Below are 14,188 nucleotides of genomic sequence, written 5' to 3'. Positions count from 1 at the left end.
AGGTCACCCCCCGGTGCGCTCGATGTGGACGTGCAGGCCCTCGGCCGCCCCGCCCTTGTCCTGGTAGGCCCGTACGGCCTGTGCTGAGGCCGTGCAGGCGTGACAGCGGATCAGCTCGGCCCGGTAGCCGAACTCGTTCTCCTTGGCCGTGGCCTCGCCCCAGGGCTGCCGGCACTCCGGGCACCGGTCGGCCTCGACGTCGAGCAGGGCGAGGGCCCACGCCCGGTCCTCGGGCAGCCACAGCGGTTCGCCCGGCTCGACGACGCGCCCGAGGAACACGCTTCGGGGCACGCCCCAGGCGCGGGCGGCTTCTAGCTCGCGCCGCCAAGGCCCGCCAGGAGCGCGGAGGCGGCCAGCGAGAAAGGGCCGAGGTCCGCCGAGTGGTGGACGTCCCACGCAGCCTGGAACAGCTTCTCGATCTCGCCCTGACTGATGACCTCGAACAGCTCGGCCGCCTGCTTCTCGTCCATGACCGGGTCGACGCACGAGGCGACGATCAGGGCACGCGGGAAGGTCCGGCCGTCGAACAGCTCCTTCTCGTCGTCCGAGGGGTGCGCGGCGACCAGGTCGCTGTAGGCCCGGTCCCCGATGTACCGCAGGGTGAACGGCACCTCAGCCTCTTGGGCCGCCTCGCGGGCCGCCTTGAGATCGGCGGCGATCCGCCGGCCGGGGTGCTCGTCGGCGATGTCCTGCGGCTCCCAGTCCTTGGACACCCTGGACAGTTCCTCGGCCAGCTGCTCGACGCGGCTGGCCAGGTCCCCGCGGATGCATACCCGCACGGTGCGCTCGCGGGGCTTGGCCCGCTTCAGGATGTCGTCGATGTTCGGCATCAGGCCACCGTCGCGGCGGTCGCCGGCTGGTCGGTGACCTTCATCGGCGACACGAACTTCGCGACCTCGTTCGCCGCCGGCGCGACGTTCTGCGGCTCACCGCAGGTGATCGGGTACACCTCCACCTTCTGGCCGGTCGCCCAGGCGGTGGTGTAGGTGACGCCGCGGCGCACCACCAGGAACCCGCTCACGCCGTACTTCAGCGTGGTGAAGGGCGCGTCGTCGGTGGGGTTGTCGCCGCGCTTGAAGGTGAGCTCCGTGTCGAAGCCCACCCGGCCGACGGTCTTGGTGTCGAAGGTCGACGCCAGCGAGGACGTGTCGACGTCCGCGGTGCTGGGGTCCAGCTTCAGTCCGTCGGGCGTGATGCGCTTGGTGTAGTCCGCGGCCGCGGTCAGCTCGGCCACCGTGGGCGCGTTGATGTTGCTGATGGACGACGCCCACGCCACGCGGGTCTTGCCGTCGCTGATCAGGTCACCCATGAGGTCCTCCAGGGCATGAGAAAAGCCCTGGCCGGGCGGCGCAGGGCAGGGGCGGGGTGGGTGCGGGTCAGATCCGCAGGGAGGCGACGGTCACGGACGTCGCCGAGCTGTAGCCGATGGCGCACAGGCTGTCGACCGGGCTCTGCAGCAGGTCCGGCTGCAGGGGGCCGATCATCCGCTCGCCGGAGGCCGGGACGGAGACGGTCAGGTTCGAGACGGCCTGTCCGCGGACGGACGCGGTCGCCGTGAGGGTGACCGTGACCGGGCTGCCGGCGCCGTTCTTGACGTGCAGGAAGTTGCGGTCGCCGACCTCGCACTTGTCGCCGCCGCCGGTCGCCGGCGAGTAGGTGGGGTTCAGGCCGGCGAGCGCGATGGCCTGGGTCGTCAGGGTTGCCATGGGGTGCCCTCCATCAGGCGGGTGTTGAGCAGATGCGGTACTGGACGGGCAGGAACCAGAGCGGCGGGGTGACGTCGTCGTCCCGCGCGAGGGGCGGCCCGCCCAGGTCCTCGGGGGGCCAGCACTGGCGGCCCTCGACGGTCAGGGGCTGGGACATGGCCCGGCGTACGCGGCCCGCCACCCACAGCGTGCGCTCGGGGTCTCCGCCGACGCAGGTGATCTGCATGGTGGAGTCGAAGTGCGTGCGCTCGTCGGCGAGGGACTCGCGCACCGCCATGCCGGGGTCCGGGTAGAGCACCGCGAACTTGTCCGGTGGCGACCAGCTGCTGCTCGTGGGGGTGCCGCCGAGGTACACGGTCAGGCCGACGCCCTCCAGCGCCGCCTGGACCGCGTCCACGTGGGCCAGGACGTCGGGTGGGGACGGCGAGACCATCAGTTCCACCAGGCCAGGCCGCGCTGAGCGAGCAGCTCCATCTGAGCCTCGAAGCGGGGCAGTTCAGCGTCCAACGCGCGGCCGCCGTCGCGGTGGGGTGGGTTGTGCACCGAGCCGTACTCCAGGATGGCGCCGAGCGGGCCCTGGGGGCCGCCCTTGTCCGGGCCGATGGTGGCGGCCCAGATGTCCGGCCCGTACCCGGCGATGTCGTAGCCCAGGGTGCGCGGGTACAACCTCCCGGCGTGTTTGCGGCCGCTCGCCTGGGCGTTGGCCCGCCAGTCCTGCTTCACGTTGATCGCGCCCCGGACGACGACCCTGCGGGCCTCACGGCGGATCCGGGGGATACTGCGCGCCAGGTGCCGCTCCAGGCGCCGCACGTCGCTCATGTCGAAGCGTGCACTGGTCATGTCCTGTCCTCCGTGGTCAGGCGCCAGGCGGTGGCCTGCTCGCCGTACTGGGTGCCGGTGACCCACAGGACCAGGCCGACCATGCGGGCGTCGCGGGATGCGGTGACCTCGACGCGCATGCCCGGCAGGACCCGGGTGCCGGGCGGTAGCGGGGTGTCCCAGGGCAGGGAGACCTCGTACTCCAGCAGCCGCACCTCGCGCTCGCTGGCTTCGGTGTCCTCGCCCGCCTGGGCCACAGGCTTCACCCGGGCTCGCCCCTCGTACAGCGTGGTCTTGGCGCCGGGCACCGTGTTGCCGCTGCTCCGGTCGAAGACGTCCGGGGCCTGCGAGTACAGGTGGACGGTGTCCCGCATGCGGGCCTTTGCGGCGGCCCGGCCGCGCGCCAGGACCGTGTCGAGGCTGCTCACGACGACACCCCCCAGCTGGTCACCCCGAACGCCTGCCGGATCGTGTCCTGCTCGCCCTGTAGGAGCGAGGCGCGGGCGTCGGCGAGCGTCTCGGAGAAGTCGTCGATGCTGCGCTGCCGGACGAGCTCGGGGTTCGTGAGGACTCGTTTCACGGCGTCGCAGGCGACGGACACGGCGACCTGGTAGGCCACGTCGTCCTCGTCCAAGCCGTGGGAGTAGGTCACCGTGACCGGCCCGTCCCACACCCCTCCGTCGAGACGGATGAGGCAGTCGCCGCCGTTCCACCGCCATGCGGTGGAGGCGAGACCCGCGACGGCGGTGACGTCGCGGACCGGCCTCTGAGGCAGCTTCAGCACGGTCCGGTAGGAGCCGCGCAGGGTGACGGTGTCGTTGTCGACACGGCTGATCTGCTGGTAGTCGGCCGTCATCCGGATCAGGTTGGAGGCATCGGCCAGCAGCCGGTCTGCCTGGGACTGCTCGACGGGGTCCAGGTCGCGGCCCATGCGGGCGACGAGGTCGGAGGCTGTGGCGAACGGTCCCAGGGTCACGTCAGCCTCCGTACTTCTTGATCAGCTCCGCCTTCGTGGCCTTCTCGACCTGGGCGTGCACCTCGGGGTCGTTGTCCACCTGGGTGCTGATGACCCACTGCCGCCACTCGGCGACCGGAGCGTTCTGGGCGGGTGGCGGGACGTCGGGGCCGCCCTCGTTCTCCTTGGTCCCGGAGGTGACCTCGTCGGAGTCGGCGGGCGGGGCGGTGGGCTGCAGGCCGCCGCCGGGCAGGCCCGGGGCCCACACCTGGGGCCCGTGCGGGTTGGCCTCGCCAGCGTTCACCGGCGGGCGGAAGTCGGCCGGGCTGGGGTCGACCGCGGCGTCCCGGGCCGGCGCGCCGACCACGACAGTGGTCACCTCGCGCGGGTCGGGAACCTGCGGGGTTTCCCGCCTGGGCGGCTCCTCGTCGATGCCGTACCCGGCGCCGCGGCAGTAGTCGATGACGGCCTGGTCGTCGGAGTGGCCGACGCCGTCCTGGAACATGACCCCGGCCGGGCCGGGGCCGCTGTAGCCGGGGACAGGGGTGGTGATGCGTGCCATGGCGTGAGTCTCCGATCAGCGCACGAGCAGGTTGCGGAGGACGGCCGCGGACTTCGTGGCCTTGAGGACGACGGCCGCCGGGCCGAGTTCGACTTCGCCCGTCTTGACCGCGCCGGCGGTGGAGAAGTCGGGCAGCCACGTCTGGACCAGCGGGGAATCGGCCATCGAGACGCCGTGGAAACCGTCCAGCCCGAAGCGCACCGCGTAGATGTCGGTGTAGTTGCCGGCCACCGTGGCGACCGTCTTGTTCACCGTCGGGATGACCGGGTTGTTCGAGCCGGCCTTGTTCCCGAGGTCGACCAGCGGGATACCCCGGTACGTCTCGACCTGGGAACCGAAGTCCGCGGAGGTGGAGCGGTCGTAGTACCCGGCGCGGCGGGCCAGCGACCGGATGCGGGCGATGGAGTCGATGTTGCCCATGATCGCGCCCGGGGTGCCGTCCAGCAGGGCCAGCCAGGCGTCGAGCAGGTCGAGGGCGTCGTTCGCCTTGCCGAGGTCGGAGCCGATGGTGGCGCCGCGCCAGTCGGTGGACACGCCCACGCCCATCTCCGTGGTGGAGGCGGTGAGGGACTTGGACAGGCCGTCGAATCCGTTGACGTCGACCGCGCTGTCGCCGTTGATCACGGCGTCGGAGAACTTGGCGTTCGTCGCCTTGATCTTCTGCCGCATCTGCAGGCTGGTCTCGGCCGCGCGGGCGATGCGGTTGAGGATGCGGTCGACCTGGAAGCTGCCGCCGAGCGGCTTGAGGTCGACGGTGTAGCGCTGCTTGGTGACCTCGGCCGGCGTGTACTCCGAGTTGATCGCACGGAATGCGGCGTCGGCCTGCGTGATCAGCCGGGTGTAGCCGTAGGTCAGGGTGGCCCCGCCGCCGGCCTGGTTGACCACGTTGTCGAAAGTCAGGTTCTGGAGGATGAAGTTGCTCTTGGCGAACTCGTCGATCACCTGGGTGTCGATGTCGTCCGTCGCGTTCAGCTTCGCCTGAGCGAGCGTCACGGGCATTGGTGGCTCCTAGGGGTCAGCCGCCGGTCTTACCCGGCGAGCTTGGCTGCGATGGCCTCGTCGAGGCTGGCTGCGGCCTTCTTCGTCTTCTTGCGGGCGCCGCCGTCGGCGTCGCCCTGGAACCGCCGGCCGGTGCCGCCCGTCGCGGGCGCGGCCAGGTAGGGGTCGGTCTCCAGCAGTTCGTCGATCAGCTCGGTGATCGCGTCCTTGTCGGGACGGCCCTTGGCGTCCTTGGGGACGTCGGCCAGGTCCTCGCCGAGCAGCTGCGCGACGCGGGACGGGTTGGCCAGACGGCCGGCCGCCGCGGCGATCGCCGCCGCTTCGACCCGCTCCGTCCACACCTCCGCGCGAGCTTCCTCGCGGGCGCGCTCGCGTAGCGTCTCGGCGTCGTCCTGGTCGTCGTCGCCGTCCTTGGTGGACGCCTTCCGCTTCGAGTCGCCGCCGTCGCCCTGCTGGCGCAGCTGCGCCTTCAGGCGCCGGTTCTCGCGGCGAAGCTCGCGCAGGGCCTTGACGCCCTTCTCGCCCAGCTTCTCGGCGTCCTGGTCGTCGTCCTTACCGTCGTCGCCGTCAGCGTCGTCGGAGTCGTCGTCGCTGCCGTCTTCGTCGGCGTCGCTGTCCCCGTCTCCGCCGTCGTCCTGCCCACCGTCCCCGTCGCCGCTGCCGCCGTCGGCGTAGCACGTGAACGGGTCGGCGTACGGATGCGACCAGGTGCTGCCCATGGCGGCGGCCAGCAGGCGGGTACGGGCGTTCTTGAGCATCGCGCTCTCCAGGGGGTTGGCGAGCGGCATCGCGCCGCACGCGGGTGGGTCATTGCAGGTAGCCGAAGCGCCGCAGCATGCGGATCGCCTCGTCCCGGCTCTCGGCCAGCCGGTAGATCTCCTCCGGCATCAGCCGGGGCGTGCGCAGCTCGAAGCGCGGAAAGCCACGCCGGGCCTCGGTGCGGTCGCGGGCGAAGCGGATGCCGGTCTGCGCCTCGGTCCGCTCGCGCTCCAGCCGGTAGAAGCTGCCGCGCCGAGTGGCGCCCTCGGTGGTGGCCAGCACGCGCCGGCCGTAGGCGGACATGGTCGTCATGCCGCGGCGGGCGTTGACCACCTGGGCCATGTCGGCGCCCTCGCGGATCGCCCGGGCGCCCGCCGCGCCGAACACCCGCTCTTGCTCGGCGCGGGACAGGCCGTCGAAGTAGGCGCGCGGGTCGATGAACCCGGGCGCGCTGCCGGGGCGGGTGGTCGGGGTGAAGCGGTCGCCATCGAGGCGCCCGCGGCCCCGGCCTTGGTCGCGGGCGATGAGCGTGGTGGGCAGGTGGATGCAGTCGCACTTGGGGTGCCGCTGGAAGCCACGGTTCCAGCCGTACTCGCGCCCGGCGAGGATGATGCACCGCCCGCACGCCGGGGGCTGCACCACCCGCACGTAGCCCTGAATCGTCCGCCGGCCCGCCATCGCCACGCCCGTCGCCCCACGGCCGGCGTCGGCGACCTGCGTGGCCGTTATCCTCAGTGCGCTCGCCAGGGACCCGCGGAACGCGGCATCCACGCTCTGCCCGGCCGCCATCCGGACCTTCCAGTCGATGACCGGCTGGTACAGCAGCGACAGCAGCGGGCGCCCGTCCGAGGCGATCCCGGAGAACGCCCGGGCGGTGACCCTGCCGGCCGCCGCGGACTCGTCGCCCTCCGCGGCCGCGACAGCCGCGACGTACGGATCGGCGAGCTGCGCCGCCTGCTCCTGGGCCTCCATGACCGCGGACATCAGCAGCGGCGCGACCTCGGCCCAGGACCGGCTGATGTCGGCCCGGTCGATGCGCCGCCACACCGTCTCCACCCGGGCCACCGCGCGCTGCGACAGCGTCCGCAGGCGCGCGTAGTGCGCGAGCGCCAGGGCCTGCGTCTGCTGGCTCACGGCACCAGCTCCGCGTCAGCCTCCGCCCCCGAGTCGCTCTGGCCGTCGGTGCCGTCGAGGCCCTCGCCCGGCGTGGCGAAAGCGAGCGCGCGGGCCGCCCGGTCGGCGTCCTGCTCCAGCATCCGCTCCATGCGGTCGATCTGGGTGGGCGTGTAGCCGGCGTCCTCCATCAGCTGCCGCCACGGCACGCCCAAAGCCTTCTTCTTCAGCACCGCGTCGATGTGCTGGGCCTCGGTGCGGTACTCGACGTCCCGCCAGATCGTCTCGGCCAGCGGGTTGTTGCCGCGCTTGTCGTCGCCCTTGACCAGGAAAGCGAGCCGCATGGCCTCTTCCCAGTCCTCGCCGTAGAACATGGTCTTGTCGCGGCACTTCGAGGCCAGGCCCGCCTCGGCGGCGGTCAGGGCGTCGGCGGAGACGTTCTGCACCTTCCCCATGAAGTACGTCGGCGGGGTCCGGCTGAGCGCGGAGATGTGCTCGGTCAGCAGCGTGATCCCGGCGACGAAGTTCGCCAGGTCGGCGGCCTCGAAGTTGCCGAACTTCGCTGCCGGGTTGCTCGCCCTGAGCATCTTGTTGACGGCGAGCCGCCACAGCTCCGGATCGTCGATCTCCTGTCCGGTCAGCGGGTCCTTGGGCAGGTCGATGCCCGTGCCCCAGCGCGCCGGGAAGGCACCCGCTTCCGACGCGGTGAGCATGTCGGCGATCAGCTTGTTCAGGGCGCCCTGGATCGGGATGACCTGCCGGTGTTCGGGCGACGGGTCGTCGGTGAGCCGGGGCCGGTTGCGGAGCTCCACCATCGGCACCCGCTTCAGGGGGTTGTCGATGCGCTGCTGCTCGGGGGCGTCGCCGCGCGGCTGCCACCCGGACAGCACCAGCGACGACGGCAGGACGAGCCCGGACCGGCTCGTCGGACGGCGCCACTTCCACAGCTCGTCCGGCAGGTAGAGGGTGGCGTACTCGTAGCCGTCCTCCCCGTCGAACCGCTTCAGCGCCGCGACCCGCTTGCGCCGGCTGCCCGGCGCGTAGGCGACGATGCACTGGGTGGCGTCCTCGACGGTGATCTCCGGCTCGACCTCGTCGGCGTCCGGGTCGGCCGCCCACACCAGCACGAACGCCCGGGACTTCACCGACGCCTCGACGTGCGCCACCCGCGACCAGGCGTCCATGGACGACGCCTGCCAGATCCGTTGCGCGTCCTTGTCGGCGGCGGGCGGGTCCTTCTCGTCGCCGGTGCCGAACCGGAAACCGACCGGGGTCAGCCGTTCGGCGGGCGCGTCGCACACCACCTCCGACCAGTTGTCCGCGAAGTCCTGGAACAACCCACCGAAGGCGGCCCGGAAACGTTCGCTGGCGAACCCGAGGTTCTGCTTGCCCTTGTAGATGTCGTTCCACAGGGTGATGGCCGCCTGGCGTCGGTCCAGTTCCTGGCACAGCACGTTCGTGATCCGGATGGCTTCCTGCGCGGACACGCCCACGGACACACCTCCTATCCGTAGCCACTGACCGAGTTCGACACCGCGCTGGCGGCGAGCTTCAGGACGTCCGCGCGCGCCTCCAGGGCGAGCGCCGCGGTGACAGCGGAGTCGATCTTCCGGTCCTGGCTGGGCTTCGTGATCGCGATGCCCGAGGGGCGCCGCTCGGGCTTGGCGTTGCCGACGTGCTCGGCCATCGTCGCGTTGCCGTCGTGGGTCAGCTCGCCGGCGAGGGTGGCCGTCTTCATCCGGTCCAGGGCCGGGCACATGCGGGTGGCCACACGGGTCTCGAAGATGAGGAAGGTCTCCTCGCCGAACTCGGCCGCCCAGTCGTCGCACTCGTCGCGCCAGTCGGGCGGGTCGCCGTAGGCCCGCTCGACCTTGTACGTCGCGAACACGTGCGACATGCCGGCCCGGACCTCGGCGCGCGGGACCCGCCAGCTGTCCGGGTCGCCGTCGTCCCACTTCGTCCAGATCATCGGCCGGCCGTCCGGGAACGTCGGCGTGAACACGTAGCCGTCGCTGACGCGGCAGCAGGTGATGGCCGTGCAGTCGTCATGGTCGGAGCCGTCGAATCCGACCGTGATCCGCTCGCCCGGCTCGACGAGTTGGGGCAGCGCGCATCGTTCCCACAGGTGCCGGGCCAGCCACGTCTCGCTGAGGCTGACCGGCAGGTTGAGGAAGTACCGCCGGAACTTGGCTCGGTCCTGGGTGGGCTTGTGGGCCATCGTGACCATGCGGTCCAGGTCCATGTGGGCCGCGAACGGGCCGTACGCCTGCATCAGGCCGCGCTTCAGCTCGCCAGGGTCCTCGTAGGCGGCGTCCTCCAGGAGGCGCTCCGGGGCCTGGACGTGGTCGAAGTACAGCCGCGGCGCCTTGCCCGCCTTGTGGTTGCGGTGCGTGCGCTCGGCGATGGAGTCCTCACCGATGGCGTACATGGTCGACGTCTGCAGGAACCACGGCTCCGCGGCCTTCCGCTTCATCGTGTTCCGCTCGACGGTCTCGTACATGTCCCGCAGCTCGGGCAGCACGTACAGGTGCGTCTCGTCCGCTACCGAGAACGACTCCTTGCCGCCGTCCTTCGCCGCCGAGCTGGCCGTGGAGGGGCGGATCTCGCCGCCGTCCGGCAGGAAGACGCGCGTGCTGCTCTGCCAGTCGTTGCCGATGTCGACGCCCGGGTAGTCCTCGGCCAGGTGCTCGCTGTGGCTGAGCATGTAGGTGACGTTGGCGTACGTGTTGCCGGCCTGCGTCTCCTCCGTGGCCAGGCACCGGATGAACGGGTACGTGACCGGGGCCCCGACGGGCTCCCCGGTCTCGTACTCGTAGCCCCAGTCCGAGATCTCGCCCGGCTCCGCCCAGTGGTCGAAGCGGACCGGGGCCAGAGCCTCGGCCACCACCAGCATCCCGGCGACCTCGGACTTGGCCCGGCCCTTCGCGCGGGACAGCAGGACCTCGTCGAAGCGGCGCCGGCCGCTCGCGTCGATCGCGTAGCAGCAGACGATGAACCGGAGGATCTCCTCGTCCAGCTCGATCTCCTGGCCCTGGACGTCGCCGGGGCCGTGGACCAGGTAGTACTCGATCCAGTCCGCGAGTGCGTAGCCGAGCGACCTCCGGACGCCCGGGGTGCGCACTACTCCTCACCGACCGCCCGGAGCCGGCGCCGCGGGTCGTCGCCGCGGCGCGCTGCCGCCCTCTCGGCGGCCCGGGCCGCGCCCTTGCCGACCTCGGCCTGCCCGAGCGACCAGCGCAGCCGCATCCGGTCCGCCGCGGTGCCGCCGATGGCGGCCTCGTTCAGCCGGATCTCCGAGAGCAGCTCCTTCTTCGGCTCCTGCCAGTACTGCTCGACCAGCTGGGCGAGCATGTGGAGCCGCTGCCAGTCCGTCGCGAGGAAGGTGGCAGCCTGCGGCGAGTACCGCCAGGTCTCGTACCAGGACAGGGTCCGGGTGTCGTAGTCGTGGCCACCCGGCAGGTCCGGGGACGGCCCGGTGTAGCCGTCCGCCGGCAGCACGGTGCCGGGCACCGGGTCCTCGTTGCGGCGCCGACGCTGCGGGTTCGGCACCGGTCCAGTACCAGCCATGGGTCTACCTCCCGATCGCGCCGTCGCGGCGCCTCGTGCCCGGCCGTCGCGGCTCGGGCGGGACTACGTTCGGTGACCTGGCGGGCGGCCGGCGGGACCTCCCAGACCCGTACGCACAGCGAGGCACCTCCCCGGCGGTCCTTCAAGATCGTTGATCTTGGGGCGCCCCCCGGGGTGATCATGACGCAGAGTGACAATGACTATGACTCCGGGTGATCTTTGGAGTGATCACCCAGCGCCGGCAGCGGCACCCGGAGGCGAGCGGCCCGCCGGACCCACAGCGCGCCGGCGGACCGCTGGAACTCCCAGTAGACGATCACCGTGCGCTCCCCGACCTGCTCCACGGTCAGCCCTGGGGCTGCGGCGATGTCCCGCGGCTCGATGCCGTTGGCCCTCGCCCACTCGCACAGTGCTTCGCGGTGCCTCTCGATGTCCGCTTGCGTGATCGTTGCGAGGACGCGTGTGGTCATCGGTTCCATCCTCCGGGCTGCTCGCGTGCGGTGCTCCTGCTGTGGCACGGGCCGCACAGGCCGCGCCCGTGCCGCGGGTCGTTGGGGTCGAGGCCGGCAGCGGTCAGGGCCCGGCGGTCCAGCGGGTGGTGGTCGGCGTGCTTCGAGGGCTGGCCGCACGGGCTGCCGTGGCCGTGGCGCTCGTCGGTGCAGACGCACGTCGGGTCGCGCTGCAGGACGGGCCGGCGGAAGCGCTGCTCGTGGTCGCTGTCGTAGCCGCGCTGGCGTGCGGTGCCGCGCTGCTGCTCGGCCTGCTGCCGGTGCTGTGCGCATCGGCCGGCGGGTGTGAGCTCGGGGCAGCCGGAGACGGAGCAGACGGTGAGGGCTCGGCGCCTGGCCATGGTCACCTCCACTCGGTACCGTGCGCGCCTTGGGGGTGGTGAAGATGGGACGGAAGCCGGACGCTTCCCTCGGCATCGTGGTGGCGGGCCTGGTCCTGCTGATCGGCTGCCGACTGATCACCTGGTGGCCCGGAGTCATCGCGGGTGCAGCACTTGTTCTCGGTGTCCTAGCTGCGGTGATGGTGCGGCAGCGGCCCTGAAAACAGGCGGGGCGGGGGAAGACGGGGTGCAGGTCGCACGTCCCTTGCAGGCACCCGCCGCTTGCACGACGAAGCCCCCTCGGGCCAGGTCGCGGAGGGGGCTCGTTGTGTGTCTGGGTGCCGGTCTGCGGGCACAGCTGTACACCGAGATCGTTGCACCCGGTGTGACCTGCGGTCAAGCGGCCTCGTAGCGACCGCTGATGGGGACCTTCATGACGGCCTTCCGCGCGGCGCGCTTGGCGGCGAGGTCGGCGACGTCGGTGACGCGGTACCAGGGCTGTCGCGGGGTGCCGCCGGCGCGCTGCAGCTGGCCGCGATGGACGATGCTGCGGAGGCCCACCAGGCTGACGCCGAGGACGCGCGCGGCCTGGTGGGCGGTGAGGTGGCCGGGCCGGATGATCTGCGACTCCATGCTGTCCATGATGCTTCAGCGCGGCCAGGACCTGTGCGGCGTCATCCCTCCGCAGTGTCGCGGTGCAACAGGCCCTCGGCGTACGCCATGAACGGCAAGTACGGCAAACCCCCGGTGTGCAGGACGAGGCAGCGCCACGCCTCATCAGCGATGTCCGCGGGGGTGACGTCGGCCCCTGCTCGCTGCAGCTGCTCGGCCTTGGCCGTGACCTGCTCCAGCACTTCCTCGGCTTGAGTCTCGCTGGCGCCGAGCGCGGCCGCGCGGGCGAGGTAGCGGTGCAGCTGGGCCTCTGTCTCGGCCGCCATCGCGAGGAGCGGCGCGTACGGGGCTAGCACGCTGGCGGCCAGGAGACCGGTCGACGTCTGACACAGTTCGTCCAGGCTGGGCATGGCGTCCTCCTCGTGTGCGAAGGCCCCGCCGACACGGGGGGTCGGCGGGGCCAACTGCCGGGCGATACCCGGCGCGCAGACTCCAGTGTGGCAGGGCGTCAGCCCTTCGGCTGCTCCCTGTCGATGGTGCGCATCCGGGCCAGGTCGATCCTGTCGAGCAGCTCGACGCCCGGGTCCTGGTGCTGCCAATCAGCGAGACGGACCACCCTGATCAGCCCGCCGTGGGCGCGCTCAGCTTCCACGAGCCAGGCGTACAGGTCCGCCTTGTCCACGCCCTTCGGCGGCTGGAGGTCGCGGAGGAACGGGTGCTGGTCGCACAGCGCTGCGGCGCACTCATCGGCCGCCCGGAGGAACTGCCAGGGCGCGAGGGTCTCGCCGGTCATGTGGGCGAGGAGGTCGCCGAGTCCTTCCATGCCGCGCCGGGACAGCAGCGCGGGGGTGGTAACGCTGAGGAGGTCGGCGAGGGGGAAGGTGCGGGGCTCGCTCATGGCGGCCATCATCCCTTCTTCGGTGTGCCGGGGACGGGCTTCTCGGCGGGCTTGTGCCAGCCGCCGCGCGACGCCTGGTACGTCGTCTCGTGCTTCGTCTTCTCCTCGGGGGTCATCGTGGCGGCGAGGTCGGCCATGGACCCGGTACGGCGAAACTTGGGCATGATGGGTGGTCCTGTCTCTTCGTGGGATAGGGACCGGGGCGGCCGGACGTCTTGGCGGATGGCGGCCGCTCCGGGGTCTCAGGTGTGTGTCTCGTCGGCGGTGCGCACGATGTGTACGTGGGTCTTGTTGGACTCCTCGGACTCAGCGGACGTGTAGATCAACATCCCCTTCTGGCCTTCGAGAGGGGTCACGTTCACAAGCTCGTGACCTGCGCATTCGCGGCAGGAGGGGCGAGCCGAGGGCGGTGGGGGAGTGGCGGACGTATCGGACATCTGCCATGCGCCGATCGCCCACACCACCGGCAGCGCGTAGATCCCGCCGGGCACCCGCTGGAGCAGCAGCGCGTAGAAGAGGGCGGCGAGCACGGACCCCGCGAACCGGGCCAGGATCACGCCGAGACGGACCAGGCCCGCCCGGTCGGCGTGCGTCTCGCCGGACAGCCACCGGCCCCACGCCTCCAGTTGGCGCCAGGTCCCCCGGCACAGGCGGCGGCCCGCGGCGGCCGCTTCCGCCTTCACAGCAGGCCCGTCACGAGGTCGCCGAGGGTGGACACGCCCGGGGCGAGGATCAGCCCGGCGAGGCCCGCGACGCTCTTGGCGAGGCCCAGGCTCACCCCGGCGAGGGTCGGCCGGACGAAGTCCCAGCGGAAGCCGCGCCGGGACGCCACGGCGACCAGGACGACCGTGGCGAGGATGACGACCGCGTGCCCGCCCGGGGTGAGGACGAGGTGCGCGGTGCGGGTGACGTTCGGCGCGGTGCCGCCGACGCCGTAGACGAGGAGGCCCTCGCCGAGCTGGTTGCTGCCCCACAGGGACCAGTCCGCGGCGGCGCCGAGGAGGCCGCCGGCGGACAGGATGAGCAGCGTGCCGTAGGAGACGCACAGGAGGGTCGGGGCGAGCTTGCGCAGGGCCTTGAGGCTGAGGCGCTTCTTCGGGTGGTCGGCCCACCAGCGGGAGGCGTCCCAGAGGAACAGGCCGAGGCCGACGACGACGCCGCCGAGGGTGACGATGCTGTACGCCGGGATGTTGAGCGGGGTCATGCGGGTCCTATCGGAGGACGGCCACGCCGAGCGCGGCGAGGGTGACGATGAACGCGACGGTCCCGGTGATCCGGGGGACGTCGTGGAGCGCGACGGCGCACAGCCCGAGGAGGGCGACCAGAGCGGATCCGGCGAAGAACGCGGCGAGGATCACGCGGCACCGAG

General features: G+C 71.8%; 25 protein-coding genes. 1 reads left to right on the top strand and 24 read right to left on the bottom strand.

Annotated features, from left to right (window positions below; translation table 11 throughout):
- Positions 1 to 3: 3 nt before the first annotated feature.
- The 17 genes from AQJ30_RS27585 to AQJ30_RS27505 form a co-directional block, all read right to left on the bottom strand.
- Entirely contained in the window at positions 4 to 291 is a 288-nt protein-coding gene (locus tag AQJ30_RS27585) for a hypothetical protein (RefSeq protein WP_067239392.1), read from the bottom strand.
- 20 nt (positions 292 to 311) lie between these two features.
- Positions 312 to 830, bottom strand: a complete 519-nt coding sequence (locus AQJ30_RS27580) for a hypothetical protein (RefSeq protein ID WP_067239390.1) — start codon at positions 828 to 830, stop codon at positions 312 to 314.
- Entirely contained in the window at positions 830 to 1,309 is a 480-nt protein-coding gene (locus AQJ30_RS27575) for a phage tail tube protein (RefSeq protein ID WP_067239388.1), read from the bottom strand. Before AQJ30_RS27575 ends, AQJ30_RS27580 begins: the two co-directional genes overlap by 1 nt.
- A gap of 67 nt (positions 1,310 to 1,376) precedes the next feature.
- The gene (locus tag AQJ30_RS27570) at positions 1,377 to 1,706 is read right to left on the bottom strand and encodes a hypothetical protein (RefSeq protein WP_067239387.1); all 330 of its coding nucleotides are present in this window, start codon (positions 1,704 to 1,706) and stop codon (positions 1,377 to 1,379) included.
- Positions 1,707 to 1,719: 13 nt separating this feature from the next.
- Positions 1,720 to 2,139: a hypothetical protein gene (locus AQJ30_RS27565; RefSeq protein ID WP_067239778.1), complete on the bottom strand. Its 420-nt coding sequence runs from the start codon at positions 2,137 to 2,139 to the stop codon at positions 1,720 to 1,722.
- Positions 2,139 to 2,546 carry a hypothetical protein gene (locus AQJ30_RS27560; RefSeq protein ID WP_067239385.1) on the bottom strand — a complete coding sequence of 136 codons (408 nt, stop codon included), beginning with the start codon at positions 2,544 to 2,546 and terminating at the stop codon, positions 2,139 to 2,141. The genes AQJ30_RS27565 and AQJ30_RS27560 overlap by 1 nt, the downstream gene beginning before the upstream one ends.
- Positions 2,543 to 2,953 (bottom strand): DUF6093 family protein, encoded by a 411-nt coding sequence (locus tag AQJ30_RS27555; protein ID WP_067239383.1) that lies wholly within the window; start codon positions 2,951 to 2,953, stop codon positions 2,543 to 2,545. The genes AQJ30_RS27560 and AQJ30_RS27555 overlap by 4 nt, the downstream gene beginning before the upstream one ends.
- A complete protein-coding gene (locus AQJ30_RS27550) occupies positions 2,950 to 3,501 on the bottom strand; it encodes a hypothetical protein (RefSeq protein ID WP_067239382.1) in 552 nt (183 codons plus the stop codon). Before AQJ30_RS27550 ends, AQJ30_RS27555 begins: the two co-directional genes overlap by 4 nt.
- Position 3,502: 1 nt before the next feature.
- On the bottom strand, positions 3,503 to 4,042 hold the full coding sequence (locus AQJ30_RS27545) for a hypothetical protein (protein WP_067239380.1): 540 nt from the start codon (positions 4,040 to 4,042) through the stop codon (positions 3,503 to 3,505).
- A 15-nt stretch (positions 4,043 to 4,057) separates the two neighbouring features.
- Positions 4,058 to 5,041, bottom strand: coding sequence for a major capsid protein (locus AQJ30_RS27540; RefSeq protein WP_067239379.1), 984 nt, complete (start codon positions 5,039 to 5,041; stop codon positions 4,058 to 4,060).
- Positions 5,042 to 5,070: 29 nt separating this feature from the next.
- Entirely contained in the window at positions 5,071 to 5,829 is a 759-nt protein-coding gene (locus tag AQJ30_RS27535; protein WP_067239377.1) for a hypothetical protein, read from the bottom strand.
- A gap of 19 nt (positions 5,830 to 5,848) precedes the next feature.
- The gene (locus tag AQJ30_RS27530; RefSeq protein WP_079084337.1) at positions 5,849 to 6,934 is read right to left on the bottom strand and encodes a VG15 protein; all 1,086 of its coding nucleotides are present in this window, start codon (positions 6,932 to 6,934) and stop codon (positions 5,849 to 5,851) included.
- A complete protein-coding gene (locus tag AQJ30_RS27525) occupies positions 6,931 to 8,400 on the bottom strand; it encodes a phage portal protein (RefSeq protein ID WP_159052399.1) in 1,470 nt (489 codons plus the stop codon). The genes AQJ30_RS27530 and AQJ30_RS27525 overlap by 4 nt, the downstream gene beginning before the upstream one ends.
- A 17-nt stretch (positions 8,401 to 8,417) precedes the next feature.
- Positions 8,418 to 10,034: a terminase TerL endonuclease subunit gene (locus tag AQJ30_RS27520; protein WP_067239373.1), complete on the bottom strand. Its 1,617-nt coding sequence runs from the start codon at positions 10,032 to 10,034 to the stop codon at positions 8,418 to 8,420.
- Complete coding sequence (locus AQJ30_RS27515; protein WP_067239371.1) at positions 10,034 to 10,480, bottom strand: phage terminase small subunit; 447 nt, start codon at positions 10,478 to 10,480, stop codon at positions 10,034 to 10,036. Before AQJ30_RS27515 ends, AQJ30_RS27520 begins: the two co-directional genes overlap by 1 nt.
- Before the next feature lie 200 nt (positions 10,481 to 10,680).
- Positions 10,681 to 10,950 carry a hypothetical protein gene (locus tag AQJ30_RS38145; protein ID WP_067239370.1) on the bottom strand — a complete coding sequence of 90 codons (270 nt, stop codon included), beginning with the start codon at positions 10,948 to 10,950 and terminating at the stop codon, positions 10,681 to 10,683.
- The gene (locus AQJ30_RS27505; RefSeq protein WP_067239775.1) at positions 10,947 to 11,330 is read right to left on the bottom strand and encodes a holin; all 384 of its coding nucleotides are present in this window, start codon (positions 11,328 to 11,330) and stop codon (positions 10,947 to 10,949) included. Before AQJ30_RS27505 ends, AQJ30_RS38145 begins: the two co-directional genes overlap by 4 nt.
- Positions 11,331 to 11,374: 44 nt before the next feature.
- Here AQJ30_RS27505 and AQJ30_RS38535 point away from each other — a divergent pair, with 44 nt between their 5' ends.
- Positions 11,375 to 11,530, top strand: coding sequence for a hypothetical protein (locus AQJ30_RS38535; RefSeq protein ID WP_159052398.1), 156 nt, complete (start codon positions 11,375 to 11,377; stop codon positions 11,528 to 11,530).
- 175 nt (positions 11,531 to 11,705) lie between these two features.
- Here AQJ30_RS38535 and AQJ30_RS27500 read toward each other — a convergent pair whose 3' ends face one another.
- From AQJ30_RS27500 to AQJ30_RS38815, 7 genes are all read right to left on the bottom strand, one after another.
- On the bottom strand, positions 11,706 to 11,942 hold the full coding sequence (locus AQJ30_RS27500; protein ID WP_067239773.1) for a hypothetical protein: 237 nt from the start codon (positions 11,940 to 11,942) through the stop codon (positions 11,706 to 11,708).
- 41 nt (positions 11,943 to 11,983) lie between these two features.
- The gene (locus tag AQJ30_RS27495) at positions 11,984 to 12,331 is read right to left on the bottom strand and encodes a hypothetical protein (protein ID WP_067239368.1); all 348 of its coding nucleotides are present in this window, start codon (positions 12,329 to 12,331) and stop codon (positions 11,984 to 11,986) included.
- A gap of 98 nt (positions 12,332 to 12,429) precedes the next feature.
- On the bottom strand, positions 12,430 to 12,819 hold the full coding sequence (locus tag AQJ30_RS27490; protein WP_159052397.1) for a DUF7736 domain-containing protein: 390 nt from the start codon (positions 12,817 to 12,819) through the stop codon (positions 12,430 to 12,432).
- Positions 12,820 to 12,827: 8 nt separating this feature from the next.
- Positions 12,828 to 12,983: a hypothetical protein gene (locus AQJ30_RS38530; RefSeq protein WP_159052396.1), complete on the bottom strand. Its 156-nt coding sequence runs from the start codon at positions 12,981 to 12,983 to the stop codon at positions 12,828 to 12,830.
- Between the two features lie 78 nt (positions 12,984 to 13,061).
- Positions 13,062 to 13,502: a hypothetical protein gene (locus tag AQJ30_RS27485; protein WP_067239365.1), complete on the bottom strand. Its 441-nt coding sequence runs from the start codon at positions 13,500 to 13,502 to the stop codon at positions 13,062 to 13,064.
- On the bottom strand, positions 13,499 to 14,023 hold the full coding sequence (locus AQJ30_RS27480) for a hypothetical protein (RefSeq protein ID WP_067239362.1): 525 nt from the start codon (positions 14,021 to 14,023) through the stop codon (positions 13,499 to 13,501). Before AQJ30_RS27480 ends, AQJ30_RS27485 begins: the two co-directional genes overlap by 4 nt.
- Positions 14,024 to 14,030: 7 nt before the next feature.
- The gene (locus AQJ30_RS38815; RefSeq protein WP_169808500.1) at positions 14,031 to 14,177 is read right to left on the bottom strand and encodes a hypothetical protein; all 147 of its coding nucleotides are present in this window, start codon (positions 14,175 to 14,177) and stop codon (positions 14,031 to 14,033) included.
- Between the last annotated feature and the right edge of the window lie 11 nt (positions 14,178 to 14,188).

Origin of the sequence: Streptomyces longwoodensis (assembly GCF_001514125.1) — a bacterium.
GTDB lineage: Bacteria > Actinomycetota > Actinomycetes > Streptomycetales > Streptomycetaceae > Streptomyces > Streptomyces longwoodensis.
This window is presented reverse-complemented; position numbering and strand designations above follow the sequence as displayed.